Origin of the sequence: Rhabdaerophilum sp. (assembly GCF_046092605.1) — a bacterium.
GTDB lineage: Bacteria > Pseudomonadota > Alphaproteobacteria > Rhizobiales > Beijerinckiaceae > Rhabdaerophilum.
The window spans coordinates 1-20,976 of record NZ_JBJTDY010000017.1 but is presented as its reverse complement, the minus strand read 5'-3'; the positions used below and the strand labels follow the sequence as shown (position 1 = coordinate 20,976).

Sequence of the window (20,976 nt, the reverse complement as noted above, 5' to 3'; positions counted from 1 at the left end):
GCGGTGAAATGCGTCGGCGCTTCGGCTTCCAGCCGCTGGCGCGCCGACCATGGGATCAGCGTATCGAGCGGCGCGCCGAGTGTCTCGGCATCGATCTGGTTGAGTGTCGTCTTGCCGAGAAGGAAGGGAGCGAGCCATTCGGCGGCGGTTTCGGCCAGGGCCGCATCCGAGAGATCCGGCCAATCCGTCTGCCCCGCCTGCCGCAGGAAGCTTACGCGGGCACGCAACTGGTTCTGCGTCCTGCTCCAGCCGAGGCGATCGATACCCGCGCGGGCCGCGGCTTCGGCGAGCACGCCCGCATTCTCTGGCGTCGCCTCCACGGAAAGCGTCGCGGAGTCGAGCAACAGGGCATCGAGCCGTGTTTCTCGTCGCCGGCGCAAGGCGCCCGCGCCCGGTTCGAAGCGCGTGACATCCTGCGTCTGGATGAGATGACCGAGCACGGCATCGATCTCGGCGCGCGTCAGCTCCGCCCCGAGCGTGATTCGCGCCCGCGCTGCCGTGCCGGTGAGATCGGCGGCGACGAGATAGCCCGCCTTCGCCAGCGGATCCGTGGCGTCGAGCTGCGCCTGCCGGCCATTGGAAAGCGAGACCGCGCCATTGCCGCGCACCTTGCCTACGCGATCGGGGAAGGCGAGCGCCAGCAGCGCGCCGGCGGAAAGCACGGCCTCTGATCCGCGCGCGGGTTCCAGTTTTCTGGCCCGCTCGGCCCAGCGGAGCGCCAGGCTGCGCGCGGCCTGCGCCTTGGGGCTGCGTTCGGAGCGGAAGCGTTCGAGCCGGCTGGCGGCATCGCTGACATTGCCGCCAAGGCCGCGTTCGGAAATGAGCACGGCAAGGAGCGCGCCATCCTCCGCCTGCCCGCGCCGAGCGCTTTCGAGCACCAGGGCGGCAAGCCTTGGCTCCAGCGGCAATTCGCGCAAGTGCCGCCCGCGCGCCGTGAGGCGGCCGGCTTCATCCAAAGCGCCGAGTTCCGTGAGAAGCTTCGTCGCCTCGCGCAACGCCGTTTTCGGCGGCGGATCGAGCAGCGCGAGGCTTAGGGGATCGGTGATGCCCGCGCCCGCGCAATCGAGCCGGAAGCGCGAGAGATCGGCTTCGAGGATTTCCGGCCGGTTGAAAGGCAGCAGGCCCTGATCCTGCGCCTCATCCCAAAGGCGGATGGCGATGCCGGGCTCCGTGCGACCCGCCCGACCACGCCGCTGATCCGCCGAGGCGCGCGAGACACGCACCGTTTCAAGCCGCGAGAGGCCGAGATCCGGCTCATGGCGCGGCACGCGGGCAAGGCCGGAATCGATCACGATCCGCACGCCTTCGATGGTGAGGGAGGTCTCGGCGAGGCTCGTCGCCAGCACGATCTTCCGCCGCCCGGCCGGCGCGGGGCGGATCGCGGCATCCTGCTTGGCGAAATCCAGCGCGCCGTAAAGCGGGCAGAGATCGGCATCCGCCGGGAGTTTCGCCTCTTCCAGCAGGCGCGCGACGTGCTCGATCTCGCCTTGGCCCGGCAGGAAGGCGAGGATGGAGCCGCGCTCGCCGCGCAAGGCCGCCAGAATCGCGCCTGCCACCTGCTCCTCGATGCGCTTCGTTCCGTCCCGTCCCGTGTAGCGCGTCTCGATGGGGAATGTACGACCCTCGGAGCGGATGACCGGCGCATCGCCCAGCAGGGTCGAGAGGCGCTGGTCGTCCAGTGTCGCGGACATCACGAGGAGCCGGAGATCGGGCCGCAGCGCGCCTTGCGATTCCAGAGCCAGAGCGAGGCCGAAATCGGCATCGAGCGAGCGCTCGTGGAATTCATCGAAGAGCACGGCGGCGAGGCCGGGCAAGCCCGGGTCATCCACCGCCATGCGGGCAAAAACACCCTCGGTGACCACGAGAATGCGGGTTCTCGCGCTTGTTCTGCTTTCGAAACGGGTGCGCAGGCCCACGGTTTCGCCCAAAGCTTCGCCGAGCAGGCTTGCCATGCGGCTGGCCGCGCCGCGAGCGGCGATGCGGCGCGGTTCAAGCACGAGGATCGTGCCATCCCCGCGCCAGGGGGCGTCCAGCAGGTCGAGCGGCACGCGCGTCGTCTTGCCTGCTCCTGGCGGAGCGACGAGCAGCGCGCGATTTCCCGCAGAGAGCGCCTGCCGCAGGCCCGGCAGCGCCTCCTCGATGGGCAGCGCCTCGAAGCGCGGGCGCATCAGCCGCCGATGCCGAAGGCCGCGAGCGTCGCCATGTTCACGAGGTCGCTGTCGCGCACATTGATCGGCGCGATCTGCACCGCTCGGTCCAGCCCGATGATGAGCGGACCGATGACGGTGGAGCCGCCGAGTTCCTGCAGCATCTTCGTGGCGATGGCCGCCGAGTGGAAGGCCGGCATGACGAGCACATTCGCCGGCCCGGAGAGCCGGCAGAACGGATAGGCCGCCATGATTTCCGGGTTCAAGGCCACGTCAGCCCCCATCTCGCCGTCATATTCGAAATCGACGCGGCGGCGATCGAGGATCTCCACCGCCTCGCGCACACGCTCGGAGCGCTCGGATTCCGGATTGCCGAAGGTCGAGAAGGCGAGAAGGGCCACGCGCGGGGTGTAGCCGAGCCGGCGGGCGGCACCGGCGGCTTCCACCGCGATATCCGCGAGTTCCTCGGCCGTGGGCATTTCGTGGATCGCCGTATCCGCGACCATCACGGTGCGCCCGCGCGCGAGCACCAGGCTCACGCCAATGGCGCGATGGCCGGGCTTGTCGGCAATGACGCGGCGGATTTCCGAAAGCGCGGCGGAGTAGTTGCGCGTCACGCCCGTCACCATCGCATCGGCATCGCCCAGAGTCACCATGGAGGCCGCGAAGGTGTTGCGGTCATTGTTGATCAGGCGCTGGCAATCGCGCTGCAGATAGCCGTTGCGCTGCAGTTTTTCATAGAGAAACTGCGTATAGGCCGCGTTGCGAGTGGAAATCCGCGCATTGATGATCTCGATTCCGCCTTTCAGGTCGATGCCATTCTGCGCAGCCGTCTGCTGGATGCGATCCTCGCGCCCCACGAGGATGGCCGTGCCGAGATCCTGCGTCACGAAGCTCACGGCGGCGCGCATCACCGCCTCCTCCTCGCCTTCCGCGAACACGACGCGCTTCGGGCGGCGACGCACCTGCTCGAAGACACGCGCGAGGACGCCGGCGACCGGATCGCGGCGGGCGGAGAGCGCACGCTCGTAATCCTGCCGGCTCTTCAGCGGCTTGCGGGCGACACCGGTTTCCATGGCCGCGACGGCCACCGCGCTCGAGATGCGCGCCATGAGGCGCGGATCGAACGGCACGGGGATGATGTAATCGCGCCCGAAGCGGGGGCGGGAGCCGGCATAGGCGGCGGCCACCTCATCCGGCACATCCTCCCGCGCGAGTTGCGCAAGCGCCTCGGCGGCGGCGATCTTCATTTCCATGTTGATGGCGCTCGCCTGCACATCGAGCGCGCCACGGAAGAGATAGGGGAAGCCCAGCACGTTGTTGACCTGGTTCGGATAATCCGAACGGCCCGTGGCCATGATCGCATCGTTGCGGATGGCGGCCACTTCTTCCGGCAGGATTTCCGGGTCGGGATTCGCCATGGCGAAGATGATGGGGTTATCCGCCATGGAGGCCACCATCTCATTCGTGAGCGCTCCTTTCTGCGAAAGGCCGAAGAAGGCATCGGCGCCCTTCATCGCATCGGCAAGGCTGCGCGACGTGGTGGGCACGGCATGGGCGCTCTTCCACTGGTTCATGCCCTCGGTGCGGCCCTGGTAGATCACGCCCTTCGTGTCGCAGAGCATCACGTTCTCGGGCTTGAAGCCCATGGCCTTAAGAAGTTCGACGCAGGCAATGCCCGCCGCGCCTGCGCCGTTGACCACAAGACGCGTCGAATGGATGTCGCGGCCCGTGATTTCCAGCGCGTTCAGCAGGCCCGCCGCCGCGATGATCGCCGTGCCATGCTGGTCGTCATGGAAGACGGGGATATCCATCAATTCCTTGAGGCGCTGCTCGATGATGAAGCATTCCGGCGCCTTGATATCCTCGAGATTGATGCCGCCGAAGGAAGGGCCGAGATAACGCACGGCGTTGATGAAGGCGTCGGCATCCTCGGTATCGACCTCGAGATCGATCGAATCGATGTCGGCAAAGCGCTTGAAGAGCACGCTCTTGCCTTCCATCACCGGCTTGGAAGCGAGCGCGCCGAGATTGCCGAGGCCGAGGATAGCCGTGCCGTTCGAGATGACCGCGACCATGTTCCCGCGCGCCGTGTAATCATAGGCCGTGGCGGGGTCGGCGGCGATGGCCTTCACAGGCACCGCGACGCCGGGCGAATAGGCAAGCGACAGATCGCGCTGCGTCGCCATCGGCTTGGTTGGAACGACTTCAAGCTTCCCCGGCTTGCCGCGCGAGTGAAAATCGAGCGCTTCCTGGTCGGTGAAGGTGGGGCGTGTGTGGGGGCGCTTGTCGAATTCGCCAGGCATCGTGTCTTTTCTCTCTTGTCTTTCGGGCCCGGCTGTCCCGCGCAGCCGGCCGGCATGCTGCCGAGCCTCCACCCTTACGAAGGTTATCCCCAAGGCTCAAGCCAAGGGCAATCGAACATTCGCATCGGACTTTCGTGGATTTCCCCAGACATGCTAGGCCAAAGTATCAGGCCGCCTTTCCCAGGAGCCCGTTTGCGATGCGTGACCCCGCTTTCGATCCTCCGCAGGAGCCCTACGAGGCACCGCCGCGCGACCCGAACGCAACGCCCTCCATGGCGCAATATATCGAGATCAAGTCCGCGAACCCGGATTGCCTGCTCTTCTACCGCATGGGGGATTTCTACGAGCTGTTCTTCCGCGATGCGGAAATCGCATCGCGCACGCTCGGGATCGTGCTCACGAAGCGCGGCAAGCATGCCGGCGAGGATATCCCGATGTGCGGCGTGCCCGTCACGCGGTCCGATGAATATCTCCACCGCCTCATCGCCGCGGGCCATCGCGTGGCGATCTGCGAGCAGCTGGAAGACCCGGCGGAAGCGAGGAAGCGTGGCTCCAAGGCCGTGGTTCGGCGCGATGTCGTGCGCATCGTCACGCCCGGCACCATCACCGAGGATGGCCTGCTCGATGCGCGCCGCGCGAGCCTGCTCACCGCCATCGCCCGCCAGAAAGCTGGGGACGAGCAATGGGATTACGCGCTGGCCGCGGTTGATCTCTCCACCGGCGAAATCGTGGCGGGTCGCGTGGGTGAAGCCGATCTTGCCGGCGAAATTGCCCGGCTCGACCCGCGCGAGATGCTCGTGCCCGATGCGCTGCTGGAAGAGAAGAACCTCAGTATTCTCTGGCATAATCCCGGTTTCGCCATCACCCGGCAGGCGCGCGACGGGTTCGACCCGGCTTCGGCCGAGCGGCGATTGCTCGATTACTTCGGTGTGGCCACGCTCGATGCCTTCGGCGGCTTCTCCCGGCCGGAAGTTGCGGCGCTCGGGGCGCTGATCGCCTATCTGGACCGGACGCAGCTTGGCCAGCGCGCGCCGCTGATGGCCCCGCGCCGGCGCGCCTCCGCCGAGACCATGGCGATTGATGCCGCCACGCGGCTGAACCTTGAACTCACCCGCACCCTCGCCGGAGAGCGCGCGGGCAGCCTGCTTGCGACCATCGACCGGACGGTGACGGCGGCTGGCGGGCGGCTCCTCGCGCAATGGCTCGAGGCGCCGGGCCTCTCTCTCGCGGTGATCGAAGCGCGGCAGGAAGCCATCGGTTTCCTGATCGAAAATTCCGATCGGCGACGCGCCTTGCGGGCTTCGCTTGGCGAGGCGCCGGACCTCCTCCGTTCGCTGACGCGCCTAGCGCTCGATCGCGCCGGCCCGCGTGACCTCCAGGCCATCGCCCGCGCCATTCTCGCGGCGGAGGAACTGGCGAGCGCGCTTCCCGCCGAGGTGCCGGCGCTCATCGCCGATGCGCGCGAAGCGCTCGCGCGGGCACCCGGCGCGCTCGGTCGTCGCGTGATGGCCGGCCTGGCGGAGGATTTGCCGCTCGTGCGGCGCGATGGCGGCTTCATTCGCCCCGGCTTTGACCCCGAACTCGATGAATGCCTCGCGCTGAAAATCGACAGCCGTGGCGTGATTGCCGGGCTGGAGACGCGCTACCGCGAAGAAATTGATGCCCGCACGCTCCGCATCAAGCACAACAACCAGCTTGGCTATTTCATCGAAGTGCCACAGGCGGTGGGCGAAAGACTGCTCCAGCCACCGCATCAGGGCCAGTTCGTGCACCGCCAGACCATGGCCGGCGCGATGCGCTTCACCACCACGGAACTCGGCGGGCTGGAGCGGAAAATCCTCGAAGCCTCGGATCGGGCTCTGAAATGCGAATTGCGCCATTTCGAGGCTTTCGCCGCAGCCCTTCTGGCCGAGGAGAAACCCTTGCGCCGCGTGGCGGAAGCGCTTGCGCAACTGGATTGCCTCGCAAGCCTCGCGGAACTGGCGGATCGCGAGAATTACACGCGTCCCCTCATCACAGAGGGGCTCGATTTCGAGATCGCGGGCGGACGCCATCCGGTTGTCGAGGCGGCCTTGCGAAAGGCGGGCGAGAGCTTCATCGCGAACCCTTGCGATCTCTCAGGCAGCGAGAAGGGCGGGCGCATCCTGCTTGTCACCGGCGCGAACATGGCCGGCAAATCGACCTATCTGCGCCAGAACGCGCTGATCGCGATCCTCGCGCAGATGGGAAGCTTCGTGCCGGCGCAAAGCGCCCGCATTGGCCTCGTGGACCGGCTTTTCTCCCGCGTCGGCGCAGCCGATGACCTTGCGCGTGGCCGCTCGACCTTCATGGTCGAGATGGTCGAAACGGCGGCGATCCTCAACCAGTCCGGCCCGCGCGCGCTGGTGATCCTCGATGAGATCGGGCGCGGCACCGCCACCTATGATGGTCTTTCCATCGCCTGGGCGGCCATCGAGCACCTGCACGAACAGAATCGCTGTCGCGCGCTTTTTGCCACGCATTTCCATGAACTCACCGCGCTCGGGAGCCGCCTTCCGCGCCTCGCCCCGGTGACGATGAAAGTCACGACCTTCAAGGGCGATGTCATCTTCCTGCACGAGGTGATTCCCGGTGCGGCGGATCGTTCCTACGGCATCCAGGTTGCGAAACTCGCGGGTCTTCCGACCTCTGTCGTGGCGCGCGCCGGCTCCATCCTTGCGGAACTCGAGAAGGCGGATCGCGCGCATCCCCGCCTTGCCAGCCCGGATGATCTGCCGCTCTTCCGTGTGGCGGAAAGCGCCCCGCCGCCGTTTCAGGCTGGCGCTGATCCCGTGCATGAGGCCTTGCGCTTGCTCGATCCTGACGAGATGAGCCCGCGCGAGGCGCAAGAGGCGCTCTATCGGCTGAAGGCGATGCTCAGCGGGAAATGAGACTCAGGCCTGCCGGCCGCGCATCAGCACCAATGCGCCATTCCAGATGAGCGTGATAACAAGCCCGACCGCCAGCGCCGCGTAGCGCCCGACGGGCTCGGAAAGGATCGAGGCGGCCGCAAGCGCGATCGCGAAGCCGATCATGCCGGGCAGGCCGCTCACGATCATCGCGGCAGTCGCAGGTCCGCCGATGCGCGGCTGCAGGATGACGATGAGGCTCGAGAGCACCACCGGGAAAACCGCGAGCCAGCCGGAGCCATAGGGGCCAATGCGATCGCTCAGCAGCGTGATCGCCGCGACCAACGCGGAAGCGCCGAGTGCGCGCACTGGCAGCGCGAACCAAGGCCGGGGCGGCAGGGCACCCGCCCGCGCCGCAAGAAAATGCCGCGTGAGCGGGATGAAGGCGAGATAGACCCCCAGATTGGCAAGCAATGCGAGAGACATGTTCCATGGCAGCTGCTTCAGGGCAAGGCCCAGCGCGAGCCAGAGCAGGAAGGCTCCGCCAAGGGCGGGCAGCGTGGAAAAACGCTGCGCCAGCGAGCCATAGGCCGAGATGTAGAAGGCCAGCGCCATGTTGGTGATGAGGCTTCCCACCAACGCGGAAGCCATGAAGGCGTCATCATGCCCCAGCGCAAGAAAGACCAGCGCCGGACCCGCAGCCACCGGCAGGGTCGCCACCATGGCCGCGATAAACGGCTTGGATTTTTCAGCGATGATCGAAACCGCCACCACAATCGTCGCGGCGACCCCCATTTTTGCAAGAAGCAGAAGCGTGGCTTCCGCGAGCATCAGACGCGCTCGACCTGCACACTGGAGGCGGCGGGGTTGCGCAGCGTCTGGAACACCACGCAATAGCGTTCCGTCAGCTTGATGAGTTGCGCGATCTGCTCCTCGCTCGCTTCGGTGTCGAGCTTGAAGATCAGGCGGATCGCCTTGAACCCTACCGGGGCTTCCTTGTCGACGCCGAGTGTGCCGCGGAAATCGAGATCGCCCTCGGCCATCACGTGGCCGGCGCGCAGCGGAATGTTGAGCGCGGTCGAGACGGCCTTCAGCGTCACGCCCGCGCAGGCGACGAGCGCCTCGAGCAGCATGTCGCCGGAGCAGAGTTCCGCGCCCGAGCCGCCCGTGAGAGGGTGAAGGCCCGCTTCCGCGATGGCGCGACCCGTTTCGAGCTTGCAGGCGATTTTCGCCTCGTCGATCTCGCCACTGGCGCGAAGGGTGATGATGGCCGCGCTCTGATCCTCGCGATATTTCGCCTTCAGCGGCGCCTGAAGCGCACGGAGGGCTTCGGCGTCGATCACGGTCTCGGACATCATCCACCTCGTCGGCCGGCTTACCACCAGAAGGCGGCGGTTTCGTTCTTGCCGGGCGCGGGGCTGGATTGGCCTTCCGTGAGCGATCCGTCAAGCGCATCGAGCACGCGGCGGCTCAAGGCATGGAATTCATCCGAGCGCCGGTCGCGCGGGCGGGGGAGATCGACCCCGATTTCGGTGAAGATCCGCCCCGGCTTCGGCTGCATCACCACGATGCGATCGGCGAGCGTTACGGCCTCATCCACATCATGCGTGACGATCAGCAGGCTCACGCGGTCGGTTTCCCACAAGGCGAGCAGATGCTCATGCAGGGAAGCGCGCGTGAAGGCGTCGAGCGCGGAGAAGGGTTCGTCGAGCAGCAGCACCTTGGGCTGTGTCACCAGCGCGCGGGCAATCGCCACGCGCTGGGCCTGCCCGCCCGAAAGTTCGCGCGGCCAGCGTGTCTCGTAGCCGGCGAGACCGATGCGCAGCAGCGCGCGGCTCACGCGCGCCTCGCGTTCCGCCCTGGGCAGATGCGCGATGCCGAAGGCGATGTTGTCCGCCACGCCGAGCCAGGGCAGCAGGCGCGGCTCCTGGAAGATGATGCCGACATCGGCGGAAGGCTCATGCAGGTCCAGGCCGTCGAGTTCGATTCGGCCGGTTGACGGCGCATCGAGCCCGGCGATGAGGCGGAGAAGCGTGGTCTTCCCGCAGCCCGAGCCGCCGACCATCGCCACGATCTCGCCCTGCGCGATGTCGAGCGCGATGTTGCGCAAGGCTTCCTGACCGCCGGGGAAGGTGCGCGACACGGAATCCAGTTTCAGCATCAGCCCTTCTCCCTTCAGTTCTTCTCGGTGGTCGAGAGGTCGTCGCGCCAGCGCAGGAAGGGGCGCGTGGCGGCGGCGAGCAGCGCATCCGTGAGGAAGCCGAGAAAGGCGAAGGAGAGGATCGCCGAAACGATGAGATCGGAGCGCCCCACCTGCTGGCCATCGACCAGCAGGAAGCCAAGTCCCTCGCTGGCCCCCATGATCTCGGCCGCGACCACGAACATCCAGCCCAGTCCCAGCCCCGCGCGCAGCGAGGTCACGAGTGCCGGAAGCGTGGCCGGGAGCAGGATGCGGCGCCCGGTTTCCAGCTTCGAGAGGCGGAAGACGCGCCCCACCTCGATCACCTTGCGATCGATCGAGAGCACGGCGCCCAGCACGCCGAGATAGACGGGGAAAAACACCCCGACGGCGATCAGGGTGATTTTCGACGTCTCGAAAATGCCGAACCAGAGGATAAACAAGGGCACCCAGGCGATGGAGGGCACCGCGCGCAGGGCCTGGATCGTGGGGTCGATGAGACGGCGGATGACGGGAACCGCGCCGGAGAGCGTGCCAAGCACGATGCCCGCGCCCGCGCCGAACAGGAAGCCGAGGGCCACGCGCCCGCCTGTCGCCAGCGCATGGCGGAACCATTCGCCTGAAGCGATGAGTTCGCCCAGCGTCGCCGCGATCTTGGAGGGTGGCGGCGTGAAGCGCCCTTCCAGCCAGCCCACACTCACGCCCCATTCGAGCAGAACCGCGAGCAGCACGGGAAGGATCAGCCCGATCCAGCCTTTCCAGGAAAAAACGCGCCAGGCGGAGACCGATGCGTTTTCAGCGCGCGAAGACGCAAGCGTGGTGTCGCTCACGGGATGGGTTTCTCCTGATCAGGACGCGAGATGCGCCGTGAATTTGGGCTCGATGAGGGAGGCGACAACCCCCTTCACATCAACATCCGCCTTGATCACGCCCGCTTCCTGCAGCGCCACGCCGGCGGCCGTTATGGTCTCGGCCTGCACCTTGCCGATCACGCTGGTCGAAAGATCGGTGCGGGTCAACTGCCGGGCGATCACCGGCTCCGGCAGGCGGGCAGCGGCCACCAGTGCGGCTTGCACCGGCTTGATGTCAGCCAGGGCGGCCTTGCGGGCCGTTTCGTAGACATTGATCACGCGCTTGACGATTTCGGGGTTCTTCTCGGCAAAGGCTGTTGGCGTATTGAGGATGCCCCAGGTGTTATGCTCGGGCCTGCGATGGAACAGGGCCGCGCCATCCTCGAGTTCAGCGGCAGCCATCAGCGGGTCGAGGCCCGCCCAGGCATCGACATCGCCGCGGGCGAGCGCCGTGCGGCCATCGGCATGCTGCAGCAGCACGAGGCGGGCGTCACGCTCCTTCAGGCCGGCTTCGGCCAGCGCGCGGATCAGGAAGATATGCGGGTCCGTGCCGCGTGTCACGGCAATCGACTTGCCCTTGAGATCCGCGACCTTCTCGACACCCTTACCGGGCTTCGTGACGAGAGCGGTCCATTCCGGGCGTGAGAACACCGAGATGGACTGGATGGGATTGCCATTGATCCTGCCGAGCAGGGCGGCGGCACCGGCGGTGGAGCCGAAATCGATGGAGCCGGCATTGAGGAATTCCAGCGCCTTGTTGGAGCCGGCCGATTGCACCCAGCGGATTGCGATCTTCTCCTTCTCGAATTCCGTTTCGAGCAGCTTCTGGTCACGCAGGATGAGGCTCAGCGGGTTATAGGTCGCCCAGTCGATGCGAATTTCCTTGATGGCCTGCGCACGCAGCACGGAAGGGGCCGCTATCGCGCCACCGAGAACGACACCGAGGGCCTGGCGGCGGGAAAGGGAGAAGGTCATTGGCGGGCTCCAGCGAAACTGTGTTGAAGAACGAAACGTTCCGTTTGACGAACAATTCGATATACCGAACGCCACGACCCCGCAAGCAGAATGTCCTTCTCTTGTTCCATGGAGTGCGGGGCGCATTTGCCGAAGGCATTCGGGGGCCGCAGAAAATTCTTGCCCTCAGGGTCAAAATGGCATTCCCACCTCAAGTCGCGCTTGCCTAGTTTAGAATCATTCGAAAGAATGCGCGCGTGTTCGGGTCCATGGAATGAGGTATCGTGATGGGGTTCCTGTCGGTGTTTTCCACGCGCAAGCGCGTCGCCGAACTCACGGAGCGCGAGGTTCTTGCACTGGCCATCGCCAACGAGGAAGAGGACAGCCGCATCTACCAGAGCTTCGCCGAGGCCTGCGCGACAGAGTTTCCCGCCTCCGCGCGGCTCTTCGAAGGCATGGCCGAGGAAGAGCGCGGCCATCGCGCGATGCTCTACGACCTTTATCGCCAGCGGTTCGGCGAGCACCTTCCGCCCATCCGCCGCGAGGATGTGAGCGACTTCCTCACCCGCCGCCCGATGTGGTGGACCAAGAACCTGAAACCCGAGCAGATGCGCGCCGAAGCCGCGCTGATGGAAATCCAGGCTGCGAATTTCTACGATCGCGCCGCCGCGCAATCGCTCGACACGCGCCTGCGCGAGATGTTCCTGAACCTCGCGGAGATCGAGCGCGGCCACGAGAAGAAGGCCGAGCGGCTTGAGGGTGAACTCATCACCACCGATGCGATCGAGGGCGAGAAGGCCGCAAGTCACCGCCAGTTCGTGCTGACCTATGTGCAGCCGGGACTCGCGGGGCTGATCGATGGTTCGGTCTCCACGCTTGCGCCGCTCTTCGCGGCCGCCTTCGCCACCAAGAACAACTGGGAGACCTTCCTGGTCGGCCTTGCGGCTTCCATCGGCGCGGGCATCTCCATGGGCATCACGGAAGCGATGAGCGATGACGGGAAGATTTCCGGTCGCGGCTCGCCCTGGCTGCGCGGCATTGCCTGCGGGGTGATGACCACCGTGGGCGGCCTCGGCCATGCACTGCCTTATCTCGTGCCGAACTCCGTCCCGAACGCCTTCTGGATCGCGACCTCGCTCGCTGCGGCCATCGTGGCGGTGGAGCTGGTGGCGATTGCTTGGATCCGCACGAAATACATGGAGACGCCGTTCATGCGCTCCATCATGCAGGTGATTGTCGGAGGGGCGCTGGTGCTGGCCGTCGGCATCCTGATCGGCTCTTCCTGATCCCGGTTGCCATTTTGTTCCCAGCCGCTAGGGTATTGGCGGTTTTGGGGGTCGGGATCATGGTGTCACGCGTCGCGACTGTCGCCTTCGAGGGCATCGAGGCGCGACCGGTCGATGTTCAGGTGCAGGTGGCGAGCGGGTTGGTGGCCTTCGTGCTCGTCGGCCTGCCGGACAAGGCGGTGGCGGAATCGCGCGAGCGGGTGCGTGCCGCGCTCACCGCCTCCGGTCTCGCGCTGCCGGCGAAGCGCATCGTCGTCAATCTGGCGCCAGCAGATCTGCCGAAGGAAGGCAGCCATTACGATCTCCCCATCGCGCTCGGCGTGATGGCCGCGATCGGCGCGATCCCGCCGGATGCGCTCGATGGATATTGCGTGCTGGGCGAACTCGCGCTGGATGGCTCGCTCTCGCCGGTCGCGGGCGTGCTGCCGGCGGCGATTTCCGCGCAAGGCCGTTCGCTCGGGCTCATCTGCCCCAGGGCCTCCGGCGCGGAAGCGGCCTGGGCAGGCGACGCGATTGATATTCTGGCACCCCAGAACCTCATCCAGCTCGCGAACCACTTCAAGGGCACGCAGGTCTTGCGCCGGCCGGAGCCGGCCATCCGCACGGCGGATGGCGTGCTGCGCGATCTCGGTGACATCAAGGGGCAGGAAAGCGCCAAGCGCGCGCTGGAAATCGCGGCGGCCGGCGGGCATCACCTGCTGATGGCCGGGCCGCCCGGCGCGGGCAAGTCCATGCTCGCGGCGCGGCTGCCCTCCATCCTGCCGCCGCTTGAGCCGCGCGAATTGCTGGAAGTCTCGATGGTGCATTCCATTGCCGGGCTTCTGGGGGATGGCGCGCTGACGGACCGGCGCCCTTTCCGTGCGCCGCACCATTCCGCGAGCATGGCCGCGCTGACCGGGGGCGGGTTGCACGCCAAGCCCGGCGAGGTCAGCCTCTCGCATCGCGGCGTGCTCTTCCTCGATGAATTGCCGGAATTCTCGGCCCAGGCGCTCGATTCCCTGCGCCAGCCCATCGAGACCGGCGAGGTGGTCGTCAGCCGCGCGAACCATCGCGCGACCTATCCCGCGCGGTTCCAGCTCGTGGCGGCGATGAACCCGTGCCGCTGCGGCCGGGCGCTCGAAGCGGGCTATGCCTGCAAGCGCGCGCCGAACGAAAAATGCATGGCGCAATATGTGGGGCGCCTTTCGGGCCCGCTGATCGACCGCTTCGACCTGCTGATCGAGGTCTCGGCGGTCGATCTCAACGATCTGCTTTTGCCGCCGCCGAAGGAGCGTTCGGCCGATGTCGGGAAGCGGGTGGCGCGGGCGCGCGCCATCCAGCAATCGCGGTTCGAAACCCTTGGCGCGCCGGATATCCGCACCAATGCCGCCGCGCCGGCCGCACTGGTCGAAGAGATCGCCCGGCCCGATGCCGAGGGTGCTGCGCTTCTGCGGCAGGCGGCGGAGAAGCTGAAATTGTCGGCCCGGGCTTTCCATCGCATCCTGAAGGTCGGGCGCACGCTTGCAGACCTTGATGGCGAAGAGCATGTCTCCCGCCGCCATCTCGCGGAAGCCGTGGCCATGCGCGCCCGCGCGCTCGAAGCGGTTTAGGTCAAGGTGAACGGAAGCTTCCCTTAAGCAGAAGCGGTGATTCCGGAATCCGCCCAAGGCGTTGTTCACCATCGCGCGCCATGCTGGTCGCAAAGAACAAGAAAAACAGCCACAAGATCAGTCTGGTGGGCGTCATGTTTGCGGTGAATTCGGCGGGGCTCGCCTGGGCTTTTGCTTCGATTCTGGGCGCGGTTGCGATCGTGGCGCTGGCGATCTGCCTGTGGCTGATCGCCGACCAGCGCCGCCAGCGCGCGGAGCTTGTGGCCCTGGAAGGGGAGCGTGCCAGGCTGGCCGACCGGCTGGAGCGCATTGGCCGTGCACAGGCCGAGGTCGAGGCGGCCAATGAAGCGAAATCGCGCTTTCTTGCCACGGTCAGCCATGAAATCCGCACGCCGCTCAATGGCGTTCTGGGCATGGCCGACCTGATGCTCGACACGCGCCTCGATCCCGAGCAGGCGAATTACGCGCGCGCCATCAAGACCTCCGGCGAGGCCCTGCTGACCCTCATCGAGGAGATTCTCGATTTCTCGCGCATCGAGGCCGGCAAGCTGACCATCGCCGAGGAGGAGGTGGAGATCGGGCCGCTCCTCGAAGGGGTCGTCGAATTGCTGGCACCCCGGGCGCAGGGCAAGGGCCTGGAAATCGCGGCGCATCTTGCGAGCGATGTTCCGGCGATCATCCGCGCCGATGGCAATCGCCTCCGCCAGATCGTCACCAACCTCGCAGGCAATGGGGTGAAGTTCACCGAACGCGGCGGGGTTGGCCTCACCCTCGCGCGGCAGGGCGAGCACGGCCTTGCCATCCGCATCGCCGATACCGGGCCGGGCATTCCCGAGGGCCGGCAGGAAGCGATTTTCGCCGAGTTCGAACAGGCAGATCGTGAAACCGCCGCCTGCCATGGCGGCACCGGGCTGGGCCTCGCGATCTCCCGTCGCCTCGCGCGGCTGATGGGTGGCGACATCACTCTGGAAAGCACCGAGGGACAAGGCTCCGTCTTCACCCTGCTGCTGCCGCTGGAAACGCCGCAATCCGCTGCGTCGCCGCGCGCCGAGGCGGTTCCCGAGCTGGCAGGCCGGCGCGTGCTGGTCGTCAGCCCCGGCGCCTTCGAGGGGCGCTTCATCGCCCGCACCCTGGCGGAGGTCGAGGCGGAAACGCGTCATGCGACCTCGCCCGCCGAAGCCCTTGGGACGATCCGCGACTTCCGGCCGGATCTGATGATGATCGATGCAGCCCTCGGGCCGGAGGATGCGCGCGCGCTGGTTTCGGCCGGAAATGCGGTCGGATGCCGCCGCAATCTCGTGCTTCTGTCGCCCTTCGAGCGCCGCGCCTTCGGAGCACCGCAGGCGGCCGGGTTCGATCGCTATCTGGTCAAGCCCGTGCGTCGTCGCTCGCTTCTGGCCCAGCTCACCGATTGGGAACCCGGCCAGCCTGGCAGGATCACCATGGCTGAAGGCGAGACGCTGCTCGCCGAGCCGCTCCTCGGCCGGCGGGTGCTGATTGCCGAGGACAACGACATCAACGCCCTGCTGGCCGGCCGACTGGTGGAGCGGCTTGGCGGAAAGCCGATCCGCGCCTCCACGGGCCGCGAGGCGCTCGATCTCCTTCAGGCGAGCATCACGCCCGGCGGGACACCTTTCGATTGCGTACTGTTCGACGTTCGGATGCCCGAACTCGACGGCCTTTCCGCCATTGCGCAGTGGCGGGCGGTGGAAAAGCGCCTGAAACGCCAGCCGGTGCCGGCGCTCGCACTCACGGCCAATGCCTTCCGGGAAGATCGCGAGGCCTGCCTTGCGGCCGGCTTCGACGCCTTCCTCGCCAAGCCGCTCGACCGCGAGCCTTTCCTTCTGGCGCTGGATCGCCTGCTGAAGGCACCCCGCGCCGTCGCGTGATCGCGCCTCGGTCATGACTTCGTCACGAATACTGGGCATCTACTTTGACAGCCGGTCCGGGTTTCCCTTCGGAAACATACCGGCAGGAGAGCCTGCCATGCTTCGCCCGCGCTCCGGCGCGTCCGCCATATCCGCCTCTTCAAACCGCCGCTGGGGCGCGCTGGCCCCTGTCCCCCGCTTTTCCCGCGAACTGGTCACACGCCTCAACCCCACCGAGCGGATTGTGCGCGATACAGGCGGCATGCCCGATATCCTCGGCCGGATCGGCGATCTGGAAGTTCGCCTCGCGCGAACGACGAAGGACATTCGCCGCTGCCAGCGCCTGCGCTTCAAGGTGTTCTACGAGGAGATGGGCGCCAGGGCTGACGCGCGCGGCTTCCTCTCGCGGCGGGACATCGACCCCTATGACCGGCTCTGCGACCACATCATGGTTGTCGACCGCAAGGGCAAGATCAATCGATTCGGCCAGGTGAAACCCAAGGTGATCGGCACCTACCGGCTGTTGAGATCGGATGTGGCCGAGGCGGCCGGCGCCGATTTCTACACGGCTGGCGAATACGATCTCTCGCGCTTTCTCGATGGCAATCGCGGCCTCCGGCTCTTGGAACTCGGGCGCTCCTGCGTGCTCAAGCCCTATCGCGACAAGCGGACCGTGGAGCTGCTCTGGCACGGTGTCTGGCGCTATATCCTGCATCACCGCATCGATGTGATGTTCGGCTGCGCGAGCTTCGAGGGCATCGAGCCCGAAGCCCTCTCGCTGGCGCTCGCCTTCCTGGAGCACCACGCCGCGGGCAACCGCAATGCCCGTGTGAAGGCACTGCCGGGCCTGCATGTGCGGATGGATCGCCGCCCCCGCGAGGCGGTGGATATCAAAGCTGCGATGAAGGCGCTGCCGCCGCTCATCAAGGGCTATCTGCGCCTCGGCGCGACCTTTGGCGACGGCGCGGTGATCGATCACCAGTTCGGCACGACGGATGTGTTCGTCACGCTCCGCGTGGCCGATATCGATCCGCGCTACATTGAGCATTACGGCGTGGATGCGAGCCGCTACGCGGTCTGAAGGCCGCGTTCAGAGACAGGCCCGCAGCCCCTCCCGATAGGTGGGGCAGCGGAAGCGGTAGCGGAGCGTGGAGCGGATCAGCCCATTCGCGACACATTTGTTCTCGCCATAGAAGCTGCGACCCATCTCGGAAAGTTCAGCCGCCTCGAACGGGATATCCGGCGGCACGGGAAGCCCAAGCAGCAATGCGGCGAATTCCACCACATCCTGCGGCGGCGCGGGCTCGTGATCCGTGAGGTTGAAGGTGCCGAGCGGTCCCTCATGGTGGCTCGCGGCCACCAGCGCCCCGGCAATATCCGCGACATGGATGCGATTGAACATCTGCCCCGGCTTGATGATGCGACGCGCTGTGCCGGCGCGCAGGTTATCGATGGCCGAACGCCCGGGCCCATAGATGCCGGAGAGGCGGAAAATCCCGAGATCGCAAGCCTTCTGCCGCGCGAAAGCCTGCCAAGCCTCCTCGGCCGCGAGGCGCTGGCGCGCGCGCAGCGATACGGGCCTGAGCGGGCTTTCCTCATCCACCCACTGCCCGTCATGGTCGCCATAAACCCCGATGGTGGAGAGATACATGACGCGCTTCAGCGCGGGCGAGGCCGCGAGCGCAGCGCGCAAAACGCGCAGCGCGGGATCGCCGCGCTCGCCGGGCGGCGCGGAAACAAGCACGTGGCTCGCGCCAGAGATTGCTGCTTCCAGTTCGGGCGAGGCGCTTTCGCCATCGAAGGGCAGGGCGCTCCAGCCCTCGCCGCGCAATCGCGCGACCTTCTCTGGCGAACGCGCGGTAACGACGATGGAGGGGAACAGCCCGCGCGCTTCCAGGGCGAAAGCGCGAGCCGAATAGCCCAAACCCAGGATCAGCAGATTCATGCCGGTTTCATGCCGTGCCGGATGTGGTTTCTGCAAGGGGCAATTCCATCAACGCGAGTTCCCATTCCTCGCGCACTGGCTCGTCGGTTTCGGCGGGGGCTCGGCGGCGCGCGAGGTCCGCAAAGGCTTCAGCCGCAAGCAGGCGCGACAGCGCCCACACCGCCGCTCCGCGCACCAGCGGATGAGGATCATCGAGATGCGGCTCGGCAGAGGCCGCGAGAGCCGGATTGCCGCTGTTGCCGATGCCGATCAGGACATTGCGCAGGAATCGGTCGCGCCCCGTCCGCTTGATGGGCGTTCCCGCGAAAAGCGCGCGGAAGCCCGCGTCATCGAGCATCGCATATTCCACGAGCGGTTTGTGCAGGAGATCCTTGCGTGTCGCGAGCCTCGCATCGCGCGCGCCCTGCGCGAACTTGTTCCAGGGGCAGACGGCGATGCAATCGTCGCAGCCGAAGATGCGATTTCCGATCTTCGCGCGAAACTCCCGCGCGATCGCTCCCTTGTGCTCGATCGTGAGATAGGCGATGCATCGCCGTGCATCGACCTGGTAGGGTGCGGGGAAGGCGTCGGTCGGGCAGATATCGATGCAGCGCCGGCAGGAGCCGCAATGGTCTTTTTCCGGCGGGTCCGGCTCCAGCGGCAGCGTCGTGTAGATTGCGCCGAGGAAGAGCCAGTTCCCGAATTCGCGGCTCACCAGCACCGTATGCTTGCCCTGCCAGCCGAGGCCGGCTTCGGCCGCGAGCGGCTTTTCAAGCACCGGCGCGGTATCAACAAAAACCTTTACCGCCGCGCCCGTCCTCGCGACGAAATCGACCGCGAGGGCTTTCAGGCGCCCCTTGATGACGTCGTGATAATCCCGCCGCACGGCATAGGCCGCAAGCGCCCCGGCCTCGCGGTTTTCGAGGAGCGCGAGCGGATCGAATTCCGGCGCGTGGTTCAGGCCGAGCATGATGACACCCTGCGCCTCCGGCCATAGGCCAGCGGGGCTCGCGCGCTTCTCTGGTTCGCGCGCCATCCATTCCATCTCGCCCTGGGCGCCGATCGACAGCCAGTGGCGCAGCCTTGCCTCGCGCTCGGGTGGAGCCTTGGCGGGCGCGATCCCAAAGGTCGAGAAGCCATGCTTCACCACGAGCTCTGGCAGCAAGTCCCTGGCTTCGGTCGGGCTCAGAAATCGAGATCGGTGTAATGAGGCGCGGGGAGGATGTTCTTCAGCCGGTCGGCCAGCAGGGCGCGGAAGGCCGGCCGCGATTTCACGCGGGCGTACCAGCTCTTCGCGGCTTCGCTTGTCTCCCAAGGCACGTCCCCGAAATAATCCACCGCCGAGAAATGCGCGGCCGCGGCGAGATCGGCATAGGTCAGCCGATCACCCGCGAGCCAGTTCCGCCGCGCCATGAGATGCGCGACGTAATTCATGTGATAGCGGATATTCGCCGAGGCCGCACGGATGGCGTTGGTGTTCGGCGCATCGCCCGGAAAAGCCTCCGGGAAGAGTCGTTTATAGGCCTTCTCGGTGAGCACGAATTCGCTGACCTCATGGAAAAACTTCACGTTGAACCAGTGCAGCAGCCGCCGCACCTCCACCCGCTCACCGGGGCTTTCCGGCAGCAGGCGGCGATCCCCCAGCACGAGCCCGCGTGTCTCGTCGAGATATTCGGCGAGAATATCCGGCCCCGCCGCCACCTGGCCGTCATGCTCCACCAAAACGGGCAGCAACCCGGCCGGGTTCATGGCCAGGAAATCGCGCGTGCGGCAGAAGGGGCTTGTCTCCACCATCTCGGCTTCCATCCATAATTCGCCCATGACGAGGCGGATGAAGCGCGAATGCGGGCAAAGAGCAAAGTGATGGAAAACGGGCATCGGTCCCGGGAGGTTGAGAAAGCATGTCGATTGGAAGAAGGGTGGCATGAAGGTGCCCGGCCCTTCGCTCTTAAGATGGCGAGAACCGGATCGTGCCTATAGAGGAGGAGCGGTCCCTTCTCAACCCCGGCCGAATCGCGGGCGTCTCCGGCCTTTCGCATGGTTTACCGAACATGAATGTCACGCTGGCGCTGAAAGCCGCCCTCCTGGGCTTTATCGAGGGGCTCACGGAGTTCCTGCCGGTTTCCTCCACCGGCCACCTCATCCTGATCGGACATTATCTGAATTTCGAATCGCCCGGCCACAGCTTCGAGGTGCTGATCCAGCTGGGCGCGATTCTGGCGATCCTCTTGGTCTATTCTGGCCGGCTCTGGGGGCTGGCGAAGGGCATGTTCACCGATCATCAGGCGCGGGTGTTCGTTCTGGGCGTGCTGATCGCGTTTCTTCCTGCGGCGCTGATCGGCGTGGAGATGCATTCGACCATCAAGAATGTGCTCTTCAACCCCTTCGTCGTCTGCATCAGCCTGATTGCCGGCGGCCTTGTTCTGCTGGCGGTGGACGAGATGCGGCTTTCGGTGCGGCATGAGGATGTCTCGACCTTCACGCCCCTGATGTGCCTGAAGATCGGGCTCTTCCAGTGCCTTGCGATGATTCCCGGCGTCTCGCGCTCGGGTGCCACGATTGTTGGCGCGATGCTGTCCGGCGCCTCGAAGCGCGCTGCGGCCGAATTCTCCTTCTTCCTCGCCATGCCCACAATGGCCGGGGCCTTCACCTATGATCTCTACAAGAACCATAAGCTCCTGAGCTTCCAGGATGCGACGGCCATTGGCATCGGCTTCGTGGTTGCCTTCATCACAGGGATCGTCGTGGTGCGCAGCCTTCTGGGCTTCGTGACGCGGCACGGCTTCGCGCCCTTCGCCTGGTGGCGCATTGTCGTGGGCTGCTTCGGCCTCGCGGCGTATTTCGTCTATGGCTGAGGTTTGAGCTTCACCTTCGGCGGCACCGATTTCGGCTCGAAGGCGCAGAGATCCGTGAGCGGGCAGCGCCAGCATTCCGGGCGCTGCGCCTTGCAGGTATAGCGCCCGTGCAGGATCAGCCAGTGATGCGCATGCATCCGGTAGGGTTCC

At 66.2% G+C, this 20,976-nt stretch carries 16 protein-coding genes and 1 pseudogene; 6 read left to right on the top strand and 11 right to left on the bottom strand.

From position 1 onward, the window contains the following. A partial coding sequence (hrpB, locus tag ACKODO_RS01595; RefSeq protein ID WP_408981708.1) for an ATP-dependent helicase HrpB occupies positions 1 to 2,168 on the bottom strand: 2,168 nt, incomplete at its 3' end. Then, on the bottom strand, positions 2,168 to 4,453 hold the full coding sequence (locus ACKODO_RS01590; protein ID WP_408981707.1) for an NADP-dependent malic enzyme: 2,286 nt from the start codon (positions 4,451 to 4,453) through the stop codon (positions 2,168 to 2,170). The genes ACKODO_RS01590 and hrpB, both read right to left, overlap by 1 nt. 197 nt (positions 4,454 to 4,650) lie before the next feature. Here ACKODO_RS01590 and mutS point away from each other — a divergent pair, with 197 nt between their 5' ends. Continuing rightward, positions 4,651 to 7,362 (top strand): DNA mismatch repair protein MutS, encoded by a 2,712-nt coding sequence (mutS, locus tag ACKODO_RS01585; RefSeq protein WP_408981706.1) that lies wholly within the window; start codon positions 4,651 to 4,653, stop codon positions 7,360 to 7,362. 3 nt (positions 7,363 to 7,365) lie between these two features. Here the strand turns inward: mutS and ACKODO_RS01580 are convergent, their stop codons facing one another. The 5 genes from ACKODO_RS01580 to ACKODO_RS01560 are packed head-to-tail and all read right to left on the bottom strand — an operon-like array spanning position 7,366 to position 11,325. Then, positions 7,366 to 8,151 carry a hypothetical protein gene (locus tag ACKODO_RS01580; RefSeq protein ID WP_408981705.1) on the bottom strand — a complete coding sequence of 262 codons (786 nt, stop codon included), beginning with the start codon at positions 8,149 to 8,151 and terminating at the stop codon, positions 7,366 to 7,368. Then, complete coding sequence (locus ACKODO_RS01575) at positions 8,151 to 8,660, bottom strand: OsmC family protein (protein ID WP_408981709.1); 510 nt, start codon at positions 8,658 to 8,660, stop codon at positions 8,151 to 8,153. The genes ACKODO_RS01580 and ACKODO_RS01575 overlap by 1 nt, the downstream gene beginning before the upstream one ends. A gap of 35 nt (positions 8,661 to 8,695) precedes the next feature. Further along, complete coding sequence (locus ACKODO_RS01570) at positions 8,696 to 9,481, bottom strand: ABC transporter ATP-binding protein (RefSeq protein WP_408981704.1); 786 nt, start codon at positions 9,479 to 9,481, stop codon at positions 8,696 to 8,698. Positions 9,482 to 9,495: 14 nt separating this feature from the next. Further along, entirely contained in the window at positions 9,496 to 10,329 is an 834-nt protein-coding gene (locus ACKODO_RS01565; RefSeq protein ID WP_408981703.1) for an ABC transporter permease, read from the bottom strand. Between the two features lie 18 nt (positions 10,330 to 10,347). Then, complete coding sequence (locus ACKODO_RS01560; protein ID WP_408981702.1) at positions 10,348 to 11,325, bottom strand: aliphatic sulfonate ABC transporter substrate-binding protein; 978 nt, start codon at positions 11,323 to 11,325, stop codon at positions 10,348 to 10,350. Between the two features lie 266 nt (positions 11,326 to 11,591). On the opposite strand from ACKODO_RS01560, the gene mbfA reads away from it, so the two are divergent. From mbfA to ACKODO_RS01540, 4 genes are all read left to right on the top strand, one after another. Beyond that, positions 11,592 to 12,590 carry an iron exporter MbfA gene (gene mbfA / locus ACKODO_RS01555; RefSeq protein ID WP_408981701.1) on the top strand — a complete coding sequence of 333 codons (999 nt, stop codon included), beginning with the start codon at positions 11,592 to 11,594 and terminating at the stop codon, positions 12,588 to 12,590. Positions 12,591 to 12,649: 59 nt separating this feature from the next. Next, positions 12,650 to 14,179, top strand: coding sequence for a YifB family Mg chelatase-like AAA ATPase (locus ACKODO_RS01550; RefSeq protein WP_408981700.1), 1,530 nt, complete (start codon positions 12,650 to 12,652; stop codon positions 14,177 to 14,179). Positions 14,180 to 14,259: 80 nt separating this feature from the next. Further along, positions 14,260 to 16,068 carry an ATP-binding protein gene (locus tag ACKODO_RS01545; RefSeq protein WP_408981699.1) on the top strand — a complete coding sequence of 603 codons (1,809 nt, stop codon included), beginning with the start codon at positions 14,260 to 14,262 and terminating at the stop codon, positions 16,066 to 16,068. 97 nt (positions 16,069 to 16,165) lie between these two features. Next, entirely contained in the window at positions 16,166 to 17,128 is a 963-nt protein-coding gene (locus ACKODO_RS01540; protein WP_408981698.1) for a GNAT family N-acetyltransferase, read from the top strand. 9 nt (positions 17,129 to 17,137) lie between these two features. Here the strand turns inward: ACKODO_RS01540 and ACKODO_RS01535 are convergent, their stop codons facing one another. Genes ACKODO_RS01535 through ACKODO_RS01525 form a run of 3 tightly spaced genes read right to left on the bottom strand, consistent with a single transcriptional unit; the run spans position 17,138 to position 19,849 of the window. Next, positions 17,138 to 17,992, bottom strand: a complete 855-nt coding sequence (locus ACKODO_RS01535) for an SDR family oxidoreductase (RefSeq protein WP_408981697.1) — start codon at positions 17,990 to 17,992, stop codon at positions 17,138 to 17,140. Positions 17,993 to 17,999: 7 nt separating this feature from the next. Further along, entirely contained in the window at positions 18,000 to 19,136 is a 1,137-nt protein-coding gene (gene queG, locus ACKODO_RS01530) for a tRNA epoxyqueuosine(34) reductase QueG (RefSeq protein ID WP_408981696.1), read from the bottom strand. A gap of 20 nt (positions 19,137 to 19,156) precedes the next feature. After that, positions 19,157 to 19,849, bottom strand: a complete 693-nt coding sequence (locus tag ACKODO_RS01525) for a glutathione S-transferase family protein (RefSeq protein ID WP_408981695.1) — start codon at positions 19,847 to 19,849, stop codon at positions 19,157 to 19,159. A gap of 173 nt (positions 19,850 to 20,022) precedes the next feature. On the opposite strand from ACKODO_RS01525, the gene ACKODO_RS01520 reads away from it, so the two are divergent. Beyond that, entirely contained in the window at positions 20,023 to 20,826 is an 804-nt protein-coding gene (locus tag ACKODO_RS01520; protein WP_408981694.1) for an undecaprenyl-diphosphate phosphatase, read from the top strand. Here ACKODO_RS01520 and ACKODO_RS01515 read toward each other — a convergent pair. After that, positions 20,817 to 20,976 (bottom strand): annotated as a pseudogene (locus tag ACKODO_RS01515) (hypothetical protein); the annotation flags it as partial. The gene ACKODO_RS01520 and the pseudogene ACKODO_RS01515 sit on opposite strands and share 10 nt — an antisense overlap.